This window comes from Marilutibacter maris (assembly GCF_006546735.2).
GTDB classification, from domain to species: domain Bacteria; phylum Pseudomonadota; class Gammaproteobacteria; order Xanthomonadales; family Xanthomonadaceae; genus Marilutibacter; species Marilutibacter maris.
On the sequence record NZ_VICD02000209.1, the window covers coordinates 1 to 21,391 of the forward strand.

24 protein-coding genes are annotated in these 21,391 nt (G+C 69.9%); 2 read left to right on the top strand and 22 right to left on the bottom strand.

Annotated features, from left to right (window positions below; genetic code table 11):
- The 17 genes from FKV24_RS12125 to FKV24_RS12205 all read right to left on the bottom strand — a co-directional run.
- The coding region (locus FKV24_RS12125) for a cytidylyltransferase domain-containing protein (protein WP_425481634.1) at positions 1-138 on the bottom strand (138 nt) is incomplete at its 3' end.
- Complete coding sequence (locus FKV24_RS12130) at positions 138-752, bottom strand: hypothetical protein (RefSeq protein ID WP_141482559.1); 615 nt, start codon at positions 750-752, stop codon at positions 138-140. The genes FKV24_RS12130 and FKV24_RS12125, both read right to left, overlap by 1 nt.
- A 38-nt stretch (positions 753-790) precedes the next feature.
- Complete coding sequence (lpxK, locus tag FKV24_RS12135; RefSeq protein WP_141482560.1) at positions 791-1,822, bottom strand: tetraacyldisaccharide 4'-kinase; 1,032 nt, start codon at positions 1,820-1,822, stop codon at positions 791-793.
- Complete coding sequence (gene msbA / locus FKV24_RS12140) at positions 1,819-3,567, bottom strand: lipid A export permease/ATP-binding protein MsbA (RefSeq protein ID WP_111266514.1); 1,749 nt, start codon at positions 3,565-3,567, stop codon at positions 1,819-1,821. Before msbA ends, lpxK begins: the two co-directional genes overlap by 4 nt.
- A complete protein-coding gene (locus tag FKV24_RS12145; protein ID WP_111266515.1) occupies positions 3,564-4,019 on the bottom strand; it encodes an ExbD/TolR family protein in 456 nt (151 codons plus the stop codon). Before FKV24_RS12145 ends, msbA begins: the two co-directional genes overlap by 4 nt.
- 7 nt (positions 4,020-4,026) lie before the next feature.
- Positions 4,027-4,686, bottom strand: a complete 660-nt coding sequence (locus tag FKV24_RS12150; RefSeq protein WP_111266516.1) for a MotA/TolQ/ExbB proton channel family protein — start codon at positions 4,684-4,686, stop codon at positions 4,027-4,029.
- A 165-nt stretch (positions 4,687-4,851) separates the two neighbouring features.
- The gene (locus tag FKV24_RS12155; protein WP_425481635.1) at positions 4,852-7,125 is read right to left on the bottom strand and encodes a DNA internalization-related competence protein ComEC/Rec2; all 2,274 of its coding nucleotides are present in this window, start codon (positions 7,123-7,125) and stop codon (positions 4,852-4,854) included.
- Between the two features lie 156 nt (positions 7,126-7,281).
- On the bottom strand, positions 7,282-7,977 hold the full coding sequence (gene lolD / locus FKV24_RS12160) for a lipoprotein-releasing ABC transporter ATP-binding protein LolD (RefSeq protein WP_141482562.1): 696 nt from the start codon (positions 7,975-7,977) through the stop codon (positions 7,282-7,284).
- Positions 7,978-8,094: 117 nt separating this feature from the next.
- Positions 8,095-9,342 (bottom strand): lipoprotein-releasing ABC transporter permease subunit, encoded by a 1,248-nt coding sequence (locus tag FKV24_RS12165; RefSeq protein WP_141482563.1) that lies wholly within the window; start codon positions 9,340-9,342, stop codon positions 8,095-8,097.
- A gap of 6 nt (positions 9,343-9,348) precedes the next feature.
- The gene (locus FKV24_RS12170) at positions 9,349-9,837 is read right to left on the bottom strand and encodes a hypothetical protein (protein ID WP_190238459.1); all 489 of its coding nucleotides are present in this window, start codon (positions 9,835-9,837) and stop codon (positions 9,349-9,351) included.
- A complete protein-coding gene (locus FKV24_RS12175) occupies positions 9,773-10,042 on the bottom strand; it encodes an FAD assembly factor SdhE (RefSeq protein WP_111266520.1) in 270 nt (89 codons plus the stop codon). The genes FKV24_RS12170 and FKV24_RS12175 overlap by 65 nt, the downstream gene beginning before the upstream one ends.
- Positions 10,039-10,461, bottom strand: coding sequence for an MAPEG family protein (locus FKV24_RS12180; RefSeq protein ID WP_111266521.1), 423 nt, complete (start codon positions 10,459-10,461; stop codon positions 10,039-10,041). The genes FKV24_RS12175 and FKV24_RS12180 overlap by 4 nt, the downstream gene beginning before the upstream one ends.
- Positions 10,462-10,541: 80 nt before the next feature.
- Entirely contained in the window at positions 10,542-11,327 is a 786-nt protein-coding gene (locus tag FKV24_RS12185) for a succinate dehydrogenase iron-sulfur subunit (protein WP_111266522.1), read from the bottom strand.
- 16 nt (positions 11,328-11,343) lie between these two features.
- Entirely contained in the window at positions 11,344-13,134 is a 1,791-nt protein-coding gene (sdhA, locus tag FKV24_RS12190) for a succinate dehydrogenase flavoprotein subunit (protein ID WP_111266523.1), read from the bottom strand.
- Positions 13,135-13,140: 6 nt separating this feature from the next.
- A complete protein-coding gene (gene sdhD / locus FKV24_RS12195) occupies positions 13,141-13,527 on the bottom strand; it encodes a succinate dehydrogenase, hydrophobic membrane anchor protein (RefSeq protein WP_141482564.1) in 387 nt (128 codons plus the stop codon).
- Positions 13,524-13,919 (bottom strand): succinate dehydrogenase, cytochrome b556 subunit, encoded by a 396-nt coding sequence (sdhC, locus tag FKV24_RS12200; protein ID WP_111266525.1) that lies wholly within the window; start codon positions 13,917-13,919, stop codon positions 13,524-13,526. The genes sdhD and sdhC overlap by 4 nt, the downstream gene beginning before the upstream one ends.
- A gap of 109 nt (positions 13,920-14,028) precedes the next feature.
- Positions 14,029-14,193 (bottom strand): DUF1674 domain-containing protein, encoded by a 165-nt coding sequence (locus FKV24_RS12205; protein WP_141482565.1) that lies wholly within the window; start codon positions 14,191-14,193, stop codon positions 14,029-14,031.
- Between the two features lie 30 nt (positions 14,194-14,223).
- Here FKV24_RS12205 and ygfZ point away from each other — a divergent pair, with 30 nt between their 5' ends.
- Positions 14,224-15,123, top strand: coding sequence for a CAF17-like 4Fe-4S cluster assembly/insertion protein YgfZ (gene ygfZ / locus FKV24_RS12210; protein WP_141482566.1), 900 nt, complete (start codon positions 14,224-14,226; stop codon positions 15,121-15,123).
- 54 nt (positions 15,124-15,177) lie between these two features.
- Here ygfZ and FKV24_RS12215 read toward each other — a convergent pair whose 3' ends face one another.
- The 5 genes from FKV24_RS12215 to FKV24_RS12235 form a co-directional block, all read right to left on the bottom strand.
- A complete protein-coding gene (locus tag FKV24_RS12215) occupies positions 15,178-17,451 on the bottom strand; it encodes a thiamine pyrophosphate-dependent enzyme (RefSeq protein WP_141482567.1) in 2,274 nt (757 codons plus the stop codon).
- Positions 17,452-17,530: 79 nt separating this feature from the next.
- Positions 17,531-18,184: a glutathione S-transferase family protein gene (locus tag FKV24_RS12220; RefSeq protein WP_211371858.1), complete on the bottom strand. Its 654-nt coding sequence runs from the start codon at positions 18,182-18,184 to the stop codon at positions 17,531-17,533.
- Positions 18,181-18,741, bottom strand: a complete 561-nt coding sequence (locus tag FKV24_RS12225) for a GNAT family N-acetyltransferase (protein WP_425481633.1) — start codon at positions 18,739-18,741, stop codon at positions 18,181-18,183. Before FKV24_RS12225 ends, FKV24_RS12220 begins: the two co-directional genes overlap by 4 nt.
- 68 nt (positions 18,742-18,809) lie before the next feature.
- Positions 18,810-19,973: an acyl-CoA dehydrogenase family protein gene (locus tag FKV24_RS12230; protein ID WP_111266529.1), complete on the bottom strand. Its 1,164-nt coding sequence runs from the start codon at positions 19,971-19,973 to the stop codon at positions 18,810-18,812.
- Positions 19,974-20,156: 183 nt separating this feature from the next.
- Entirely contained in the window at positions 20,157-20,966 is an 810-nt protein-coding gene (locus FKV24_RS12235; RefSeq protein WP_111266530.1) for a glycine zipper 2TM domain-containing protein, read from the bottom strand.
- A gap of 166 nt (positions 20,967-21,132) precedes the next feature.
- Between FKV24_RS12235 and FKV24_RS12240 the strand changes: the two genes are divergently transcribed.
- Entirely contained in the window at positions 21,133-21,390 is a 258-nt protein-coding gene (locus tag FKV24_RS12240) for a DUF6116 family protein (protein WP_249041004.1), read from the top strand.
- Position 21,391 lies beyond the last annotated feature (1 nt).

Below are 21,391 nucleotides of genomic sequence, written 5' to 3' on the forward strand. Positions count from 1 at the left end.
CGCGCCGGCCGCCAGCGCACGCCGGGCGACGTGCAGCACCAGCGGCTCGCCCGCGAGCAGGCGCAGCGGCTTGCCCGGCAGGCGCGAAGCGTCGTGACGGGCCGGAATCGCGACGACGAAATCCGGGGCGGCACTCATCATTGATCCGCCTGGGGTTTGCGATCCTCACCCGCCTCGGCGGCGCGCCGCGCCGAGGCCTTGATCGCCTGCGCCATCCCGTCCAGCTCGCCGGAGAGCAACATGCCCCAACCATCGCCGTCGGGGCGGATGCTGACCACTTCCATCTTGGTCATGGTGATCGGCCCGGCCGCCACGGTTCCGCGGGTGACGAAATGACGCACGTCGCCCTCTGGCACCAATCCCAGCATGTCGAACTGCCGGATCTCGATACCGCCCTTGCCGGGCCCCGCCGCCATCGCCTGCTGCTCCACGAAGCTCAGGAAGGCGCGCATGAAGTCGCCGGCCGGCATCGCCGCGACCTTCGCCGCATCCGCCTTGCCGCCAAAGAACGTCTGCGCCATCGCATCGGCCTGCGGCTCCGGCATCGCGGCGAACAGCGGCGCCAGCATCGCGCGGAACCGCTCGGCCTCGTCGGGGTGGACGAAGTCCGCGGCGGCGCTCACGCCATCGCTGCGTATCGCGTCGACGTAGCGCTGCATGAACGCTTCCGGACTCTCACCAGCGGCGGCCGGAACGGATGCCGCCGCGAACAGGGCCGCGCACAGCAACAGGCGGTTGAACATCAAGCTCATCGGTTCCTCTCCTCTGCCGACGGATGTCGACGACTCGTTCAGCGGGCGGCGATCCGCTCCGTCAACGCCACCCAGAACGCTTCGGGCAGCGCCGCGTCCACCGGCACGCTGTAATGCAACTCGGTACGGAAGGCGGCGCACTTGACCGCGTCCTTCTCGGTCATCAGCACCGGCAGCCGACTGCCGAACTCGAAATCGGCGGCCTGGTAGTCATGGTGGTCGGCAAACGCATGCGGGACCACCGCGATGCCCAGCCCACGCAGCATCGCGAAGAAGCGCTCGGGGTCGCCAATGCCGGCGACCGCATGCACGCGCTGGCCGGCAAAGGCGGTCAACGGCCTGGGACGCCCGCCCAGCAATGGGATCGCCTGCCCGCAACGCAGCCGCATCGGCCACTGGCCGAACCCGGCGCCCTCGCCCGCTTCGGCGCCGGGATCGGACCCGGCGGCGTCGCCCATGTTCAACACGTGGAAGTCGCACCTGGCCGCGCGTTCGACCGGTTCGCGCAGCGGACCGGCCGGCAGCAGGCGGCCGTTGCCGTAGCGACGCCGTCCGTCGATCACCTCGATCTCGATGTCGCGGGCCAGGCGGTAGTGCTGCAGGCCGTCGTCGCAGACCACCACGTCGCAGCCGGCCTCGACCAGGGCCATCGCCGCGGCCACCCGGTCGCGATCGACCCGGACCCGGACTGCGGTGCGCGCGGCGATCAGTACCGGCTCGTCGCCGCCCAATCGCGGATCGGTGTCGGCATCGACCCAACGCGCCTGCGCGGCGGCGTCGCGGCCATGGCCGCGGCTGGCGACGCCGGGGGTGAAGCCCTGCTCGCGCAGGCGCTGGACCAGGGCGATCGTCAACGGCGTCTTGCCGGTACCGCCCGCGGTGATGTTGCCGACCACGATGACCGGGACACCGGGATGGCGGCTGCGGCGGCCGTCCCGGTACAGCCACCGGCGCAACGCGATCACCCGGCCGTACAGGCCCGACAGCAGCCGCGCATGCAGCGGAACCGGTGCGTCCTGGTACCAGTATCGGGGCGCCTGACCGGCGTCGCGCGACGGCTTCGCGGTCATGGCGTCTCGCGGAACTGCAGGCGGTGCAGATGCGCGTACAGACCGTCGGCGGCGATCAGCTCGGCGTGGGTGCCGCGCTCGACGATGCGCCCCTCGTCCATCACCAGGACCTGGTCGGCATGCTCGATGGTGGCCAGGCGGTGCGCGATCACCAGGGTGGTGCGATTGGGCATCAGGTGTTCGAGCGCGTCCTGCACCAGCCGCTCGGATTCGGCGTCGAGCGCAGCGGTGGCCTCGTCGAGGATCAGGATCGGCGCGTCCTTCAGCATTGCGCGGGCGATCGCCAGGCGCTGGCGCTGGCCGCCGGAGAGCTTGCCGCCCTTGGTGCCGATCCCGCTGTCGACGCCGTCGGGCAGCTTGTCGACGAACTCCATCGCGTTGGCGCCGCGGATCGCCGCCTCCTGCTGCTCGGGCGTGGTCTGGCGCAACTCGCCATAGGCGACGTTGGCGGCGATCGAACCGTCGAACAGCATGACCTGCTGGCCGACCAGGGCGATGTTGCGGCGCAGGTCGCGCAACGGATAGTCGCGCAGCGGATGGCCGTCGAGCAGGATCTCGCCGGCCTCGGGTTCATAGAAGCGCGGGATCAGCTTGACCAGGCTGGACTTGCCGCTGCCGGAACGGCCGACGATCGCGGTGACGGTGCCGGGCCGGGCGACGAAGTCGACGTCCGCCAATGCCGGTGCGACCTGCCCCGGATAGCGCGCGGTGACATGACGGAACTCCAGGACCCCGCCGGCGCGGTCCAGCGCCCGGGTACCGGTATCGGGCTCGTCCTCGGCATCGAGCACGCTGAACAGACGCTCGGCCGAGGCCACGCCCCGCTGCAGCATGTTCTGGACGTTGGTCAACTGCTTGAGTGCGGGAATGATCGCCATCATCGCCACCATCAGGGCGACGAAACCGCCCGCGCTCAGGCGCCCGGCGGCGGCCTCGCTGCCGGCGAAGAACAACAGGACGGCCAGGCCGATCGACCCCATCAGCTGCACCATCGCCGAGGAGATGCTGCGGGTCGATTCGACCTTGACGCTGAGCTTGCGGTGGTGGTCGGCCTGGACCGCGTAGCGCTCCAGCTCGACGTCCTGCGCGCCGTAGACCTTGACCTCCTGCTGGTTGGACAGGGCCTGGTCGGCCGACTGCATCAGCTGCCCGCCGCTCTCCTGGATGCGGTGGCTGATCCGGCGGTAGCGCTTGCCGACCCGGTCCATCACCCAGGCCAGCGGCGGCGCCATGAACAGGATCGCGATGGTGACCTGCCAACTGGTCCACAGCATCACCCCCAGCATCGCCAGCACCTGGAACGACTGCTGCAGCATGACCTTGAGCGCGTCGACCGCGGCCTGCGCGACCTGGTCGCTGTCCGAGCCCAACCGCACCAGCATCGACGGCACCGGCTCGGTGTCGAAACGCTGTCCCGGCAGGTGCAGGTACTTGCCCAGCACCCTGACCCGCAGATCTCGGGCGATGCCCCGCCCGGCCCGCGCCATGCCGATGTCGCTGACGTAGCCGGCAATGCCGCGCAGCACGAACAGGCCGACGATGATCAGCGGCAGCCAGGCCTTGAGCGTCGACCCCTGGTTGATGAAGGTCTCGTTGACCACCGGCTCCATCAGTTTGGTGAAGGCGCCGCCGGCCGCGGCCTCGATCACCATGCCGGCCAGCGCCAGCAACAGCAGCGGCCGGTAGGGCCGCGCGAAGGCCAGCAGGCGCCGGTAGGTCTGCCAGGCCCCTTCGGAGCGGCTCATCGGGCGGCCCCGCCCCCGTCGCCGGAGGCCGCGGCACCGGACTGTTGCGGCGCGGTCGCGATCATCACCCGCTTGAAGCCGAGCTGGCCGAGTGCGTCGTAGGCGGTGACCACGGCCTGGTGCGGCGTGCGCGCATCGGCCCGCAGCAGCACCGGGCGGTCGCGGTCGTCGCCGGCGACCTCGGCCACGGTGGTCTTGAGCGAGTCCAGATCGTCCCGGATCACCTCGCGATCGTCGACGAAGTAGCGGCCATCGGCGTTGACCAGCACGCTCAGCGCCTGATCGGGCTCGGCCGGCTCGCCGCTCGCCTGCGGCAACTGCAGCTTCATCACCGAGCGCGAATCGAAGGTGGTGGTGACCACGAAGAAGATGATCAGTACCAGGATCACGTCGATCAGCGGGACCAGGTTGATCTCCGGCTCGTCGAACGCGCGGTGGTCTTGGATCCGCATGCGCGCCTCAGGCGGTGGCCGCGGCCGGGACCGGGCGGGCCGGCGTGGAGGCGGCGGGCGCGGACCTGGCCGGATCGAGGGTGTCCAGCAGCTGGATCGCCTCGTGCTCCATCGCCACGATGTACTCGCCGATCCGGCCGCGGAACCAACGGTGCATCATCAGCGCCGGGATCGCGACGATCATGCCGGTCGCGGTGCAGACCAGGGCCTTGCCGATGCCGCCGGCCAGCTGGTTGACGTCGCCGATGCCCTGGTCGCCGATCACCAGGAACATCTGGATCATGCCGACCACGGTGCCGAACAGGCCCAGCAGCGGGCCGGCCGCGGCGATCGTGCCGAGGGTGTTGAGATAGCGCTCCATCCGGTGCACCAGGTGGCGGCCGACGTCCTCGATCCGCTCGCGGATCTGGTCGCGCGAGCGATGGCGGACGTCCAGCGCCGCGGCCAGCAGCGCGCCCAGCGGCGAAGTCTTGCGCAGGGATTCGATGTGGGTGGGGTCGAGCTTGCCGCGTCCGGCCCAGGCCCGGACCTCGTTGCCCAGGCCCGGCGGCAGCACCGCCGCCCGGCGCAGGGTCCAGGCGCGTTCGACGATGATCGCCAGCGCGACCAGGGACAACAACAGCAGCGGGATCATCGGCCAGCCGCCGGCCTTGACCAATTCGAGCACTCGCAAACCTCCGGCCGCAGCCGTCTCAATCCGGCCGATAGGATAGCCCAGCCCGGAGAATTCACGTCACTGCGCGCCGGCAACGCCTTGCCGCCACTGTGACCGGGTCGACGCCCGCGGACCGCCGATGCCCCGTACGCGCCCCACGCGCCGCCGGTCCCGGGCTCAATCAGCGCCGTCCGCGCCCGCCAGGCGCGCCTGGGCGTCCCACAGGCGCGCCCGTGCGGCCCTGCGCCCCTGCACGAAGGCCTCTCCATCGCGGAAACCGACCCACAGCGCGCCGGCACGGCCGGTCTCGTGCAGCTCGGCCCCGGCCTGGCGCCAGCGATCGACGGTCCCCGCATGGGGATGGCCGAAGCGATTGCCGTAGCCGCTGGAAACGATGGCATGGCGGGCGCCGGTCGCGGCGACGAAGGCCGGGGCGGACGAGGCGCCGCTGCCGTGGTGGGCGACCAGCACCACGTCCGCCCGCAGGCGGTCCGGCAGCCGTCGGACCAGGCCGCGCTCGATCACCTCGCCGATATCGCCGGTCAACAGGACGGCACCATCGCGGCTCGCGATCCGCAGCACGCAACTGGCCTCGTTGCGCAGGTAGGGAAAGTGCGGCGTCGGATGCAGGAACTCGAACTCGACACCGTCCCAGCGCCATCCGCTGCCGGCGACGCAGGCCTCCGCGTCCGCCACCCCGGACCCGGCCGGGGCCAGCAAGGCCGCAACCGGGTAGTCGCGCGTCACCGCCGCCAGTCCGCCGGCATGATCGTTGTCGGCATGGCTGACCACCACCCGCTCCAGCCGCGGCACGCCCAGCGCACGCAATGTCGGCACCACCACCCGGTCGCCGGCATCGTAGCCGTCGCGCACGGCCGGGCCGGTGTCATACAGCAGGGTGTGCCGGGCGGTGCGCACCACCACCGCCAGCCCCTGGCCGACATCCAGCACCCACAACTCGGCCTCGCCTTCGGCGGGCAGATCGCGTGCCGGCAACAGCAGCGGCAACCACAGCAGCAACGCCAGCCCCCGTGCCGGCAGCCCGCGCGGCAGCAACATCCAGAACGCCGCCAGCAGCGCCATCGGCAGTGCGAACCAGCGCGACTCCGGCAACCAGCGCACCGCAAGCGGGCTCGCTCCCAACCACTCGAACAAGGGCCAGCTCAGATCGAAACACCAGGCCGACAGCCGCCACGCCCAGGCCCCCAGCCCGCCATGGAGGCCCTCCAGCCCGGTGCCCAGCAACGACAGCGGCACCACCACCAGGCTCCACCACGGCACCGCCACCAGGTTGGCGACCGGGCCGGCCAGCGATGCCTGGCCGAACAGCGCCACGCCCAGTGGCAGCAGGCCGATCGTCGCCACCGCCTGCGCGGACAGGAAGCCGCGCAAAGGCCTGCGCTCGAAGCCGGGAAGACACCAGAGCAACCAGGCGACACCGGCGAAACTGAGCCAGAAACCGGCGCTGAGCACCGATAGCGGATCGACCAGCAGGATCGCCAGCGCCGCGGCCGCCAGCGCGGCGGCCGGTCCGAACCGGCGTCGCGACACCCGCATCGCCGCGACCGCGCCGATCATCAACACGGTGCGCACCGTCGGCAGCGCGAATCCGGCCACGGCGGCATAGGCGATGCCGCCGGCAAGCCCGGCCAGCGCCGCGGCCACCGGTCGCGGGATCCGGCGCGCCAGTCCCGGCCACCCCCACCACAGCCCGCGCGCCAACAGCGCCGCAAAGCCGGCGACCAGACCGACGTGGAAGCCGGAGATCGCGATCAGGTGGGTCAGGCCGTTGGCGCGCAGCAGCGCCCAGTCGGCATCGTCGAGGCCTCGGGTGTCGCCGAGCGCGAGCGCTCGCACGAAGCGTGACGACGGCGACCGGATCGCCGCCGCGATCCGCTCCGACATCGCCTGACGCCAGGCGTCCAGCCCAGCCGCGTCCGTCAGCAGCTCGGCCCGCCGCAACTCGCGGACATAGCCGCGCGCGGCGATGCGGCCGGCCAGGGCCTGCTTCTCGCTGTCGAAGCCGCCCGGATTGCGCAGCCCGCGCGGCGCCTTCAGGCGCACCGACAGGCGCCAGCGTTGCCCGGCCCGCAGTCTCTCGCGGGCCCCTGGATCGTCGTCGTACCAGGACAGGCGCAGCAGTCGACCACTCACCGCCTCGACAGCGTCGTCGTCGACACGGAACTCGAAACGGGTCCGGCGTGGATCGTGCTCGGGCAGGCCGACGATGCGGCCGGCGATGGTCAGATCAGCGCGCTCCAGATCCGCGGGCAGCTGCAGCGACAATGCATGGGCGGCATGCAGTGCCGCCAGTCCGGCGCCGAGAACCAGCGCCGCCGGCCAGCGCCAGCCGCGCCACAGCAGCAGGCCCGCCGTTGGCAGCGCCAACGCCGCCAACGGCCAGGGCGGCAGGCGCGGCAACCACAGCACCAGGACGATGCCGGCAAGCAACGCCAATGCGGTCGCGATCCCGAACAGGGGGTTGCGCGGTGGAGACGGCGGCCGCCGGTCTGCGGGCGTGGGCCCCACGCCCGGGACGAGGGGCCGCGGCGCCGCAATGTCTTCGAGAGGTGTGTCTGCCGGCATCCTTGCCGTTGCCTCCATGGTTCAGACCTCGTCGGCGGAAAGCTCCCTGAGTCGGCCTTCGTGCAGTTCCAGCACCCGGTCCAGCCGCCGCGCGAGGCGGCGGTCATGGGTGACCAGCACCAGGCTGGTGCCCTGCTCGCGGTTGAGTGAAAGCATCAACTCGAACACGGTCGAGGCGGTCTTCTCGTCGAGGTTCCCGGTCGGCTCGTCGCCGAGCACGCAGGCCGGGTTGTTGACCAGGGCGCGGGCGACCGCGGCGCGCTGGCGTTCGCCGCCGGATAGCTCGCCGGGTTTGTGGGCGAGCCGATGCCCCAGCCCCACCGCCTCCAGCAGACCACGCGCGCGCGCCTCGGCAGCAGCATTCGCGGTGCCGCCCAGCAGCACCGGCAGCATCACGTTCTCCAGCGCGGTGAACTCCGGCAGCAGATGGTGGAACTGGTAGACGAAGCCCAGCGAGGCATTGCGCAGGCGACCGCGCTCGGCGTTCGACAGCGCGCTCATCTTCTGGCCGGCGACGTAGACCTCGCCCCCGCTCGGGGTATCCAGCCCGCCAAGCAGATGCAGCAGGGTGCTCTTGCCGGCGCCGGAAGCGCCCAGGATCGCCACGGTCTCGCCGCGCGCCACTTCCAGATGCAGGTCGTGGAAGACGTGGGTGCGCAGCGCACCCTCGGCATAGGTCTTGGCCAGGCCGTCGCAGTGGATGACGGCATCGGTCATCGTTGATCTCCTCGCAGCGAACGGCAACGGCAGGCAGGCGCTGCGACGCCCTCGGCCCGGGCGGCCAGGCCTGGGATCGCGCAGCTCGCCTGGGCTGAACCGCGCGGAAGCATGCACTCACTCATAGCGCAGCGCCTCCGCCGGGGCGGTGCGCGCGGCGCGCCAGGCCGGATACAGGGTCGCCAGGAAGGCCATCGTCAGCGCCACCGCGGCGATCATCATCACGTCGCTGCCCTGCAGGTCGGTCGGCAGGCCGGTGATGTAGTAGACGTCGGCCGAGGGCAGCAGGCTGACGCCGAACACACGCTCGATCACCCGCAGGATGTGTTCCAGGTTCAGGGTCAGCGCGATCCCGCCGACCACGCCCAGCACGGTCCCGATCACGCCGATCAGCGAGCCCTGCACCATGAACACCCGCATCACCCCGCCCGGGGTCAGGCCCAGGGTGCGCAGGATCGCGATATCGGCCTGCTTGTCGGTGACCAGGCCGACCTGGGAGGCGACCAGGTTGAAGGAGCCCATCAGGATGATCAGCGACAGCAGCAGGCCGACCATGGTCTTTTCCATCTTCAGCGCATGGAACATGTTGGCGTTCTCGCTGGCCCAGTCGCTGATGCTGTAGGGGCCCTTCAGCTCCAGCGCGAGGTCACCGGCGACGTTCCAGGCCTGGTCCATGTCGTGCAGGCGCAGCCGCACGCCGGTCACCCCGTCGCCGATCCGCAGCACCCGCTGCATGTCGGCCATGTGGGCCACGGCCAGGCCGCGATCGAACTGCTGGTGGCCGGCCTCGAACAGGCCGGTGACGGTGAAGCGTTTCTGCTGCGCGACCGCGCCCATCGGGGTGCTGCGGAAATTGGACGTGGTCACGATCACGCTGTCGCCGACGCCGACCCCGAGCCACATGGCCAGCTCGCGGCCGAGCACGATGTTGAAGCTGCCCGGCGTCAGTGTGTCCAGCTCGCCCATCACCATCTTGTCGGCCAGCTCCGAGGTCGTCGCCTCCTGCTCGGGGACGATGCCGCGCACCAGCGCCGGCTGGTTGCGCACGCCGGAAAGCAGCGCCTCTTTTTCCACGTAGGGCGCGGCGCCGGCGACGCGCGGATCGGCCAGTGCGATATCGACCGCATGCCGCCAGTCGGGCATCGGCTCGCCGTGGGTGCTGATCGTGGCGTGGGCGACCATCTGCAGCAGGCGGTCGCGGATCTCGCGCTGGAAACCGCTCATCACCGCCAGGGTGGTGATCAGCACCATCACCCCCAGCGCGATGCCGGCGATCGATGCGAACGAGATGAAGGAGATGAAGCCATTGCGGCGTTTGGCGCGCAGGTAGCGCAGGCCGATGGCGACGGGAACGGGTTTCAACATAGCGGGTTATCTTGCCACCGATTCAGGATCCAGATCCGCCCGCACCCGCATCAGCGCCAGCCTCAGTTCACGTCGCCTCGGGGCCGGCAGCGTGTCCGGCAGCCAGATCCGGCGCTGGCGGCGACCGCGGTCGCCACCCCAGCTCATGAATCCCAGCGCGCCCCGCCAATCGACCGCCAGGTCCCCGACCCGCCGGCCGTCGACATCGACCCGGCCGGCGGCCGTCACCACCACCTGCAGCCGCGGCCGCCGCCACTCGCGCCATGCCGCGCCGGCCGCATGAATCAGCGCCAACACGGCCAAGACCCGCGCCGCCCGGGGCGGCAGGTCCGAGCACAGGCTGGCCAGCGCGGCCAACACACCCACCAGCAGCACCGACGCGACCAGGACCGGCGACGGACGCCAGTCGAAGCGGTCCTGCGCCGCCGGCTCAGGGCGGCAGCTGGCGGATACGTTCGACCAGGGATTGGAGCTCGGCATCGGCAGGCGCGTCATGACCCATGAACCAGTGCCAGAGCCTATCGTCCTCGGTATCCAGCAGGACTAGGAAAACCTCCCGCTCGCGGCTCGGAGCCGCGCCCCACTCGCGCTCCAGATAGCGCTCGAACAAGCGATCGAGCTCGCGCATCCCGCGCCGGCAGCGCCAGCGCAGTCGCGCCAGTTCGCGCTGGTCGGCCTCGCTCAGCCCTCTCGTACTCATTTCAGCATCCCCCAGGCCAGCACGCCCCACAGCGTCCACAGCACCAGTCCGCCGGCCAGGTAGGCCAGGAAGCGGTGCACGACCTTGTTGTAGCCGCACTGGATCGCGCTATGGACGACGCGCAGGGCCACGAACATCCAGGCCAGCACCAGCACCGCGCCGCTCGTCTGCCCGGTCGTCGCCGCGACCGCCAACGCCAGGTAGAACAGCACCGGCAGCTCCAGCAGATTGCGGAAGTTGTCGGCGGCGCGGCTGTCGGTCAGGCGCTGCGCGACCTGCGCCGAGGTCGCCACCGACTGCGGATGGATGCGCTCGCGCCTCATCTGGCCGATGCGCATGAAGAACATGCGGAACCAGACCGCGCAGGTCAGCGCCGCCATCGCCAGCGCCGGCCACCAGATCAGGGTGTCGTCGGACATCGTTCCTCCCGGTCAAAAAAGAAGGGCGCGCTCGCGCACGCCCTTCGTGGTCCGCATGACCGCCATGCGCGTCGCCGGATTCAGACCCGGCGCGCCAGCATCAGCTTCTTGATCTCGCCGATCGCCTGCGCCGGGTTCAGGCCCTTCGGGCAGGTCCGCGCGCAGTTCATGATGGTGTGGCAACGGTACAGCTTGAACGGATCCTCCAGATCGTCCAGGCGGGCGCCGGTGTCCTCGTCGCGCGAATCGATGATCCAGCGATAGGCCTGCAGCAGGATCGCCGGCCCCAGGTAGCGGTCGCCGTTCCACCAGTAGCTCGGGCAGCTGGTCGAGCAGCACGCGCACAGGATGCACTCGTACAGGCCGTCGAGCTTCTTGCGATCCTCCGGGGACTGCAGGCGCTCGCGGTCGGACGGCGCCGGGCTCTGGGTCCTCAGCCACGGGCGGATCGACGCGTACTGCGCGTAGAAGTGGGTCAGGTCCGGCACCAGGTCCTTGACCACCTCCATGTGCGGCAGCGGGTAGATCGGCACCTCGGCCTTCTCGCAGTCGCCGATCGCCTTGGTGCAGGCCAGGGTGTTGGTGCCGTCGATGTTCATCGCGCACGAACCGCAGATGCCCTCGCGGCAGGAGCGGCGGAAGGTCAGGGTCGGATCGATCTCGTTCTTGATCTTGATCAGCGCGTCGAGAACCATCGGCCCGCAGGTCGCCAGATCGACCTCGTAGGTGTCGACGCGCGGATTCATGCCGTCGTCGGGGTTCCAACGGTAGACCTTGAACGTGCGAACGTCCTTCGCGCCCTTGGTGGCCGCGAAATGGCGGCCCTTCTGGATCTGCGAGTTCTTGGGAAGAGTGAATTCAGCCACGGGTACTCGCTCCGGATCAGTAGACGCGCTTCTTCGGCGGCACCACGTCGACGTCGTCGGTCAACGTGTACATGTGCACCGGGCGATAGTCGATCGAGGTGGTGCCGTCGTCGCCGACCGAGCACAGGGTGTGCTTGAGCCAGTTGGCGTCGTCGCGCTCCGGGAAGTCCTCGCGCGCATGCGCGCCGCGCGACTCGGTGCGGTTCTCCGCCGAGACGATCGTCGCCAGCGCCTGGCCGAGCAGGTTCGACAGCTCGTAGGTCTCGATCAGGTCCGAGTTCCACACCAGCGAGCGGTCGCTGACCTTGACGTCGGCGAACGAGGCGTGGATCTCGCGGATCTTCTTCACGCCGTCGGACAGGGTCTCGCCGGTGCGGAACACCGCGGCGTCGGCCTGCATCGTGCGCTGCATCTTGTCGCGGATGACCGCGGTCGGGGTGTCGCCGTTGGCGTTGCGCAGCTTGTCGAGCCGGGCCAGGGCCTGGTCGCAGGCGTCGCCGGCCAGCGTGGCCTGCTTGCCGTCGGGCTTGACCGTCTCGGCGGCGCGATTGGCGACCGCGCGGCCGAACACGACCAGATCCAGCAACGAGTTCGAGCCCAGGCGGTTGGCGCCGTGCACCGACACGCAGGCGGCTTCGCCGATCGCGTACAGGCCCGGCACCACTTCGTCCGGATTGCCGTTGCGCAGCTGCACGACCTCGCCGTGATAGTTGGTCGGGATGCCGCCCATGTTGTAGTGGACGGTCGGAATGACCGGGATCGGCTGCTTCTCGACATCGACGCCGGCGAAGATCCGCGCCGACTCGGCGATGCCCGGCAGCTTCTCGTGGATGACCTCGGGGCCGAGGTGGGTCAGGTCGAGCAGGATGTGATCCTTGTGCTCGCCGACGCCGCGTCCCTCGCGGATCTCGATGGTCATCGAACGGCTGACCATGTCGCGCGGCGCCAGGTCCTTCACGCTGGGCGCGTAGCGCTCCATGAAGCGCTCGCCGTTGCTGTTGCGCAGGATGCCGCCCTCGCCCCGCACGCCCTCGGTGATCAGGCAGCCGGCGCCGTAGATGCCGGTCGGGTGGAACTGCACGAACTCCATGTCCTGCATCGCCAGGCCGGCGCGCAGCACCATGCCGCCGCCGTCGCCGGTGCAGGTGTGCGCCGAGGTCGCCGAGAAGTAGGCGCGGCCGTAGCCGCCGGTCGCCAGCACCGTGCCCTGGGCGCGGAACAGGTGCAGCTCGCCGGTCGACAGGTCGAGCGCGAGCACGCCGCGGCAGGCGCCGTCGGCGTCCATGATCAGGTCGAGCGCGAAGTACTCGATGAAGAACTGCGCGTCATGCGCCAGCGACTGCTGGTACAGGGTGTGCAGGATGGCGTGGCCGGTGCGGTCGGCCGCGGCGCAGGTGCGCTGCGCCGGCGGACCCTCGCCGAACTTGGTGGTCATGCCGCCGAACGGGCGCTGGTAGATCTTGCCGTCCTCGGTGCGCGAGAACGGCACACCGTAGTGCTCCAGCTCGATGATGGCCGGGATGGCCTCCTTGCACATGTACTCGATCGCGTCCTGGTCGCCCAGCCAGTCCGAGCCCTTGACGGTATCGAAGAAGTGGTAGCGCCAGTCGTCCTCGCCCATGTTGGCGAGCGCGGCGGCGACGCCGCCCTGGGCGGCGACGGTATGCGAACGGGTCGGAAAGACCTTGGTGATGCAGGCGGTCTTCAGGCCCTTCTGGGCCAGGCCGAAGGTGGCGCGCAGGCCGGCGCCGCCGGCACCGACCACCACCATGTCGAAGCTGTGTTCGTGGATCTTGTAGGCAGGCATGTCGGATTACCCCAGCGCGATGCGGATGACGGCGAGCACGCTGGCGATGGCCGCGAGTACGCAGATGAAACGGACAGCGAGCTGGGAAACCACCGCCAGACCACCGTGTACGTAGTCCTCGATGACGACCTGCAGGCCGAGCTGGGCATGCCAGAACATGCTCAGCAGGAAGGCGATCAGCACGACCGCGTTGAACGGGCTGCCGACCGTGGCGCGCACGCTGGCGTAGTCGGCGCCGGCAAGGCCGACCAGCAGGCACAGCACGTACAGGCCGAGCAGCACCAGCGCGACCGCGGTGATGCGCTGGACGATGAAGTGATGGGTACCGTCCTTGGCCGAACCCAGGCCACGGGCGGTCTTGAGCGGATTGCGCAGGCGCGGATTGCTGCTCATGCGCCACCCCGCATGGTCATCGCGACCACCCAGATGATCGCCGTCAGCGCCAGGCTGCCGAACACGCTGGTCCAGCTGCTGCGCACGAAGCTGGCGACCTTGTAGCCGTAGCCCGCGTCCTGGACCAGATGGCGCAGGCCATTGAACAGGTGGTAGGCGAACGCCCAGCTCCAGCCGAACAGGACCAGGAAGCCCAGCGGCGAGGCCATGCACGCGGCGACCTTGGCCCACTGCTCGGGACCGGCGGCGAGCGCGACGAGTGCGTAGGCGATCAGCAGACTGCCGACGGCGAGGACCACACCGGTGGCCCGGTGCAGGATCGAGGTCACCATCTGTATCTGCCAGCGGTAAACCTGCAGATGCGGTGACAAGGGACGTTGGGGGTTCGCCATGGGTGGACGGACAGTCTCGGCTGGGCGGCGGAGCCGCGTGGCGGAAGGGTCGGGCTACTCTCGGGATGAACAGGCAGGGGACAACCAGGCGCAGCGGCGCGCGGGTGTCTCAGAAGTCGATGCAGCGGCCGTTCTTCTCCCAATCGCCGTAGCGGGTGGGGTCCGGACCGTCGCGTCCCCCGATCTCGACCGCCTTGGCGTCGTCGTCCGCCGGCTTCGGAGCCGGGGTCTCGGGCGCGTCGGAAGCGGGGTCGTGGGTCGTTTCGCCTATCATCTCGGCGTTGAAGCTTAATTCCCAGCCCCAATGCCTGACAACCCACAACGCCCCTCATCAGCCGTCGCCGACCCGCTCCCGCCGGTCTCCGGCCAGCCGTTTGCGTTGCCCGACTACCGCATCCTCGGCCTGAGCGGACGCGATGCGCTGGCGTTCGCGCAGGCGCAGTTCATGAACGACGTCGATGCCCTGGCCGACGGCCAGTGGCACTGGAACGGTTGGCTCACGCCCAAGGGCCGGATCATCGCCCTGTTCGCCCTGCTCCGGATCGATGCGCAGCACCTCTGGCTGCTGCTGGCCGATGCCGATCCCGAGGCCCTGGCGGGCGCCCTGCGCCGCTTCGTGTTTCGCAGCAAAATCACGATGGAAGTGCTTGATGAAAAACCAGTTTCAGGTTCTTTCTCGGCACCCGAAGCGGCGCGTGGCAATGCCTTCGCGACACTCGACAACGGCGCCCTGGAGCTCGACCTGGGGACGGCGTCGGAGCCGCGCCGGATGCGGCTTGGCGACGCTGCCGACGAGGCCCCGGCACGGGCCGCGCGCTGGCGTCGCGATGACCTCCGCCACGGCCTGCCGCACCTGCTGGGCGAGCAGATCGAACACTGGACGCCGCAGCAGCTGTCGCTGGAGCGGTTGCGCGCCTTCAGCGTCAAGAAGGGCTGCTATCCCGGCCAGGAGATCGTCGCCCGCACCCACTTCCTCGGCAAGGTCAAGCGCGGCCTGGTCGCGATCGCGGCCGACGCGCCACTGGCAAGCGGACAGGAACTGCAAAGCGGCGACCGCGTGATCGGTCCGCTGGTCAGTACCGCCGACGACGGTGCGTGCTGGTCGGCACTGGCGGTGGTCCCGCTGGCCGACGAACGCCCGGCCCTGCGGGTCGGTGCGACCCCGGTCCGCGAAGTCGCCCTGCTGGACGGACTCGCGCGCTGAGCGACGCCGCGCGACCGGCCCCGGGGCGGTCGCGCGGATCGCGGCGGTCGTGGTTCAGCCCGCCAGCTCGGCCGCGGCGGCGACGATGTCCTGCTCGCCCGGGATCACCATGAAGGCGGCACCGGCCAGCGGGGTGTAGGTGTCGACGCCGACCACGCGCTTGAACGGCCGCGCACCGAACCCGCCCTCGATGATCGCGGTGATCACGCCCTCGCCGACGCCGGCGCTGTGACGGCCCTCGTCGACGATCAGGATGCGCCTGGCGCTGGCGGCCTGCTCGCGGATGTAGCTTTCGTTGAGCGGCACCAGCCAGCGCAGATCGACCACGCGGCACTTCCAGCCGTGGGCACGCTCGATCTCGCGCGCCGCGCGCAGGCTCATCGGCACGCCGTTGCCATAGGTGAAGATCACCAGGTCGTCGTGACCCTCGCCGTACACCCTGCCCTCGCCCGGCGGCATCGCCTCGCCCGGCGGCGGATAGTCGGTCAGCCAGCCGCCGTCGCCGGCCTCGTACAGGTCCTTGGCCATGTACAGCGCGATCGGCTCCAGGAACACGCTGACCCGGCCGTCGACGCGGGCCAGCGCGGTCAGCGTGCGCAGCATCGTGGCCGCGTCGTCGCCACGCGACGGGCAGCCGACCACCAGACCCGGGATGTCGCGCAGCGCGGTGATCGAGTTGTCGTTGTGGAAATGACCGCCGAAACCGCGCTGGTAACCCAGCCCGGCGATGCGCACCACCATCGGGTTGGCGTACTGGTTGTTGCTGAAGAACTGCAGGCTGGCCGCCTCGCCGCGGATCTGGTCGCAGGCGTTGTGGAAGTACGCCAGATACTGGATCTCCGGGATCGGCAGCAGGCCGACGTTGGCGAAACCCTGGGCCATGCCCAGGATCATCGTCTCGTCCAGCAGGGTGTTGAACACCCGGCGCGGACCGAACGCCTTCTGCAGGCCCTTGGTCACCGTGTAGACGCCGCCCTTCTGCGCCACGTCCTCGCCGAACAGCAGGGTCTCGGGGTACTTGGCGAAGATGTCGTGCAGGGCGTTGTTGATCTGGATCGCCAGGTGTCGCGGCGGCTGCCTCTCGGGCAGCTTGCGCTCGCCGCCGAACGCCTCGACGCGGCGCGCGTCGTAGTCGGCACGGGCGGCCTCGGCGGCGACCTTGTCCGGGCTGTACGGCGCCAGCGGTGCGACCACCTCGGACAGGCTCTCCAGCTTGGGCCGGCGATCGGCCTCCTCGGCGGCGGCGAAGCAGCGGTCGCGAATCGACTCGTACAGCGCCAGCAGCTCGTCCTTCGACATCAGCCCCGACTCCAGCGCGATCGCCGCGCTGCGCAGCAGCGGGTCGCCGGCCTCGACCCGGCACAGCTCGTCGATCGAGCGCCACTCGATCTCGAAGTCGGTGCCGGCGTGGCCCATGATCCGGTTGGTGCGCAGGTGCAGGAAGGTCGGGCGGCGGGTCGCGCGGCAGTGCTCGACCGCGCGTTGCACGTCGCCGTAGCCCGCGGCCAGGTCCAGCCCGTCGGCGTAGAAGTAGTCCAGGCCGTCCATGTGCCGGAAACGGTTGCCGATCCAGCCCGACGGCGTCTTCACCGAGATCCCGATGCCGTTGTCCTCGCAGACGAACAGCACCGGCGCCGGCAGCTTCTGGTAGGCGGTCCAGGCAGCGGCATTGAACGCGGTCTGCGCGGTCGCGTGGTTGGCCGAGGCGTCGCCGAAGGAACACACCGCGATGCTGTCGTCGGGGATCGGCAGCGCATGCCCCAGGCGCCGGCCGGCCTCGATCGCGATCGCGGTGCCCAGCGCCTTGGGCAGGTGCGAGGCGATCGTCGAGGTCTGCGGCAGCACCCACAACGGCTTGCTGCCCCAGACCTTGTGGCGGCCGCCGGAGGCCGGGTCGTCCTTGCTGGCCGCGAACGACAGCGCCGAGTCCATCACCGGGTCCATGCCCGGCAGCTTGCGGAAGCGCTCGGCCATGAAGCCGCCGGAGCGATAGTGCAGGAAGGCCGGATCGGTGTGCCGGGTCAGCCGCGCGACCATCGCGTTGCCCTCGTGTCCGGACGAGCCGATCGTGTAGAAAACCTTGTTCTGCAGGCGCAGCACGCGCGCCATCAGATCCAGGTGCCGGCTGATCAGCTGCGACTCCAGCAACTCGCGGAAGCCGCGCGCATCCAGCGCGCTACCCGCCAGCACCGCCTCGTCCGCGGCCGGACGGACATCGGCCTGGCCGTTCCAGGCTTTCACGAACTCGCTGAAATTGACGTCGCAGATCTCGGCGCGGTTGAGCCCCTTCATGCGGGCGGGGATCGGACTGGGAACGGTGGCGAACATGGGCACTCGGTCGGAATCGGATGGGGGTTCTAGCGGGATGACGCCGGCGGGCGCATCGGCGCCCGGCCGCGCGGGAGGATCAGAGCGACGCGTCGATCAGGGCCCGGGCCCGGGCGTCGGGCGCTGCCATCGGCACGAAACCGGGGGTCGCGCGCACCCGTCGCAACCAGTCGAGGACGGCGGGAAACGGCGTCAGCTCGATGCCGCCGTGGCCGGCGACGTCGGTGTAGGCGAACAGAGCGATGTCGGCGATGCCGTAGGCGGGGCCGCTGAACCACTCGTGCGACTGCAGATGACGTTCCATCACCGCCAGCGCCGCCCGCCCCTTCTCGCGCAGGGCCGGCAGCTCCGCGCGCCGCGGCGAATCCAATGGCGTCCAGCCGCAGATGAAGCGGGCCACCGCGATACAGGGCTCGTGGCTGTACTGTTCGAAGAACATCCAGCTCAGCGCCTGTGCGCGCTGCCAGGGGTCCTCCGGCAGATAGGCGCTGCCCTCGGCCAGCCAGTGCAGGATCGCGTTCGATTCGACCAGGACCCGGCCGTCGTCCAGCGCCAGCATCGGCACCTTGCCGGCGGGATTCAGGGCCAGGTAATCGGCGCTGCGGGTCTCGCCGATCGCGCTGTTGATCTCGACCCAGCGGTAGTCGCGATCCTCGCGCTTGCCCAGCTGTTCCAGCAACAGGCGCACCTTGTGGCAATTGCCCGAGGGCGAGAAACCGTAGACGGTGATCATGGCGCCACCCCGGCGCGACGCGCGCGCCACTGTTCTCGGGTCTGGCTCCATATGTCGACCTCGTGCACGTCCAGCGGCGGCGGCAAGGTCCCCGGGCCGCGCCGGGTCGAGCCCAGGCGCCGCGCCACCGCCTGCGAGGCGCTGTTGGCCGGCGCGATGCAATGGATCACCTCGCTCCAGCCGAGATTGTCGAAGGCCCAGTCGATCGCGGCGACGCAGGTCTCGGTCGCGTAGCCCTTGCCGCGCGCATCGGGATGGAAGGCATAGCCGACCTCGGTTCCGGGCCAGCCGTCCGGCTGCCAGGGACCGCCCTGGCCGACCCACAATCCGCTGGCCTTCTCGACCACCGAGAACATGCCGAAGCCCTGCAGCAACCACGCCCCCGGCATCTGCAGGAAGCGGCGCCAGGCCTCGCCGCGCAGCAGCGGGCCGCCGATGTGGTTGGCGCTTTCATGGGCGAACATCTGTGCGTAGCGCTCGAAGTCCCCGATCCGCGGCACACGCAGGATCAGGCGCTCGGTTTCGACGACCGGGCCGTTGACGATATCCAGTCCCACAACGAAGCCTCCCTACCCCGCCGGGCCGCGACACCGCGGCCCCGACGGCGGCGATCAAAGAGTCGGAATCAGAACGCGCTGATGCCGGTCAGCTCGCGGCCGATCACCAGCTGGTGCACGGTCTCGGTGCCCTCGTAGGTGATCACCGACTCCAGGTTCAAAGCATGGCGGATCGCCGCATGCTCGGTGGTGATGCCGGCACCGCCGAGCAGATCGCGGCACTCGCGGGCGATGTCGATCGCCATCCGGCAGTTGTTCCACTTCGCCAGCGAGACCTGCTGCGGCTGCATCGTGCCGGCGTCCTTGAGACGGCCCAGCTGCAGCACCAGCAACTGCGCCATGGTGATGCGACGGGACATGTCGGCCAGCTTGAGCTGCGCGCTCTGGGTCGCCGCGACCGGGCGCCCGAACAGGATGCGCTCCTTGGAGTAGTTCAGCGCCTCGTCCAGGCAGGCGATCGCGGCGCCGACCGGGCCCCAGGTGATGCCGTAACGGGCCTGGGTCAGGCAGCCCAGCGGCCCCTTCAGTCCCTTCACGTTCGGCAGCCGGTTGGCCTCCGGCACGCGCACATTGTCGAAATACAGCGCGCTGGTCACCGACGCGCGCAGGCTCATCTTGTGCTTGATCTCCTGGGCCGCGAAGCCGGCCATGCCCTTCTCGACCACGAAGCCCTGGATGCCGTCCTCGGTCTGCGCCCAGACGATCGCGATATCGGCCAGGTTGCCGTTGGTGATCCACATCTTGGAACCGTTGAGGACCCAGTCGTCGCCGTCGCGCCTGGCGTGGGTCTTCATGTTGGCCGGATCGGAACCGCCGTGCGGCTCGGTCAGACCGAAGCAGCCGATCACCTTGCCCGCGGCCATGTCCGGCAGCCAGCGCATGCGCTGCTCCTCGCTGCCGTAGGCGTAGATCGGGTACATGCACAGCGACGACTGCACGCTGACGAAGCTGCGGATGCCGGAATCGCCGCGCTCCAGTTCCTGGCAGATCAGGCCGTAGCTGACCGCGTTGAGGCCGGCGCAACCGTACTGCTCCGGCAGCGAGGAACCGAGCAGGCCGAGCTCGGCGATCTCGCCGACCAGCTCCTTCGGAAAACGGCCTTCATCGAAGCAGTCGCCGATGATCGGCAGTACCCGTTCGTCGGTGAAGCGGGCGACCGTATCCTGCACCGCGCGCTCCTCCTCGGTCAGCAGGGAACGGACGTCGTAAAGGTCGTACGGTTGCAGGGCCATGGTGAACTCGAGCGATGAGGAAACCGCCATTGTATCGGTGCCCCGCGAGCCGTGGCACCCCGACATGGTCATGGGTCACGGCCATACGCCACCGTCTCGGGCCATCGCCCCGGCGCCGGCCGCGGATACGAAAAAGGGGCCGGTCGCCCGGCCCCTCGTCATGCCCGCAGTGGACCGCCGGAATCAGCCGCGGCTGACCGGTTCGGCGGCGTCGGCGGTCTGGGTCACGACCTTGCCGTCGATGACCGGCAGGCGATCGCCCGGCTCCTGGTCCATGCGCACCGTGCGCTCCTGGCCGTCGAAGCTGTAGGTCACGTCGTAGCCGATCACCGCGTCCTCGTCGCCGAGCAGGATGCGATCGCCGGGCTTGCTGCTCATGCGCTTGCTGCCAGTGCTGCCGTCGGGCGCGCGATAGGCGACCTCGTAACCGACCACGCGGGTGTTCTGCGAGGTATCGGTGACGGTGTGGCACTGGCGCTCGACGCGGTCGACGACCTTGCCGCCCTCGTGGTTGCGGTCGATCCGGTTGCCGATGTAGCCGCCGGCCGCGGCGCCGGCCGCGGTGGCGACCTTGCGGCCGTTGCCGCCGCCGACCTGGTTGCCGATCACGCCGCCGATGATGGCGCCGGCCACGGTGCCGCCGACGTTGCCGTCGCGCTCGGGCAGGCGCTCCTGCACCACCACGTCCTCGCAGACCTCGCGCGGCTGGCTGGTGGTGCTGGTCTCGCGGACCGGCTCGCTGCCGGTCACGGTCGCGTACAGCTTCTGCTTCTCGGTCACCGGCTCGACCGCCAGCACCTCGGCGAAATCGACCCGCCCGGTGTCCAGCGAAGCGGCATCGTCCGAGCCGGCGCCGTCCAGCGATGCGGCCGCATCCAGCGGCGCGCCCGGCGCATCGCCACGGTCGCCACCGGCGAAACTCTGGTACGCCGCGACGGCGATGCCGCCGACCAGCAGGGATGCCAATGCGACCGCCAACATGCTCTTGTTCATCACGACCTCCTGGAGCGGGACACCGGCCCCGCATCGATAGATGGCCCGATTGCAGCATCGGGAACCTGAATGGCTGCCGATTATCGTGACCTATTCTGCAACCGCAACAAACGGCGTTCGGCTGGCGTGATAGCGTTCTCAGATCCAAGTTGACGGAAGTATGCCGATGGCCAACCCGATGCTGCTGCCACTGATGAACTGGGCGCGCGGCCTGCGCTACCCGACCCTGTTCAAGATCACCGCCGTCGCGTTCGCGATCAGCGTACTGTGGCCCTTCGATCCGATCCCGTTCATCGACGAGATCGTGCTGGGCCTGGGCACCCTGCTGCTGGCGAACTGGAAGGGGCGCAACAAGACCGACAAGAACGACGACCGGGTGATCGACGCGCCCCCGGGCGGCGACGGCGACGGCGGCCAACACTGAG

Coding starts and splice junctions, on each gene's coding strand:
- sdhC (WP_111266525.1), bottom strand. CDS start 13,919: ATGGCGAACCCCCAACGTCCCTTGTCACCGCATCTGCAGGTTTACCGC.
- FKV24_RS12235 (WP_111266530.1), bottom strand. CDS start 20,966: ATGAACAAGAGCATGTTGGCGGTCGCATTGGCATCCCTGCTGGTCGGC.
- lolD (WP_141482562.1), bottom strand. CDS start 7,977: ATGACCGATGCCGTCATCCACTGCGACGGCCTGGCCAAGACCTATGCC.
- msbA (WP_111266514.1), bottom strand. CDS start 3,567: ATGAGCCGCTCCGAAGGGGCCTGGCAGACCTACCGGCGCCTGCTGGCC.
- FKV24_RS12165 (WP_141482563.1), bottom strand. CDS start 9,342: ATGTTGAAACCCGTTCCCGTCGCCATCGGCCTGCGCTACCTGCGCGCC.
- FKV24_RS12130 (WP_141482559.1), bottom strand. CDS start 752: ATGAGCTTGATGTTCAACCGCCTGTTGCTGTGCGCGGCCCTGTTCGCG.
- lpxK (WP_141482560.1), bottom strand. CDS start 1,822: ATGACCGCGAAGCCGTCGCGCGACGCCGGTCAGGCGCCCCGATACTGG.
- sdhA (WP_111266523.1), bottom strand. CDS start 13,134: ATGCCTGCCTACAAGATCCACGAACACAGCTTCGACATGGTGGTGGTC.
- FKV24_RS12175 (WP_111266520.1), bottom strand. CDS start 10,042: ATGAGTACGAGAGGGCTGAGCGAGGCCGACCAGCGCGAACTGGCGCGA.
- FKV24_RS12180 (WP_111266521.1), bottom strand. CDS start 10,461: ATGTCCGACGACACCCTGATCTGGTGGCCGGCGCTGGCGATGGCGGCG.
- FKV24_RS12215 (WP_141482567.1), bottom strand. CDS start 17,451: ATGTTCGCCACCGTTCCCAGTCCGATCCCCGCCCGCATGAAGGGGCTC.
- FKV24_RS12220 (WP_211371858.1), bottom strand. CDS start 18,184: ATGATCACCGTCTACGGTTTCTCGCCCTCGGGCAATTGCCACAAGGTG.
- FKV24_RS12145 (WP_111266515.1), bottom strand. CDS start 4,019: ATGCGGATCCAAGACCACCGCGCGTTCGACGAGCCGGAGATCAACCTG.
- FKV24_RS12205 (WP_141482565.1), bottom strand. CDS start 14,193: ATGATAGGCGAAACGACCCACGACCCCGCTTCCGACGCGCCCGAGACC.
- sdhD (WP_141482564.1), bottom strand. CDS start 13,527: ATGAGCAGCAATCCGCGCCTGCGCAATCCGCTCAAGACCGCCCGTGGC.
- FKV24_RS12170 (WP_190238459.1), bottom strand. CDS start 9,837: ATGACGCGCCTGCCGATGCCGAGCTCCAATCCCTGGTCGAACGTATCC.
- FKV24_RS12240 (WP_249041004.1), top strand. CDS start 21,133: ATGGCCAACCCGATGCTGCTGCCACTGATGAACTGGGCGCGCGGCCTG.
- ygfZ (WP_141482566.1), top strand. CDS start 14,224: ATGCCTGACAACCCACAACGCCCCTCATCAGCCGTCGCCGACCCGCTC.
- FKV24_RS12230 (WP_111266529.1), bottom strand. CDS start 19,973: ATGGCCCTGCAACCGTACGACCTTTACGACGTCCGTTCCCTGCTGACC.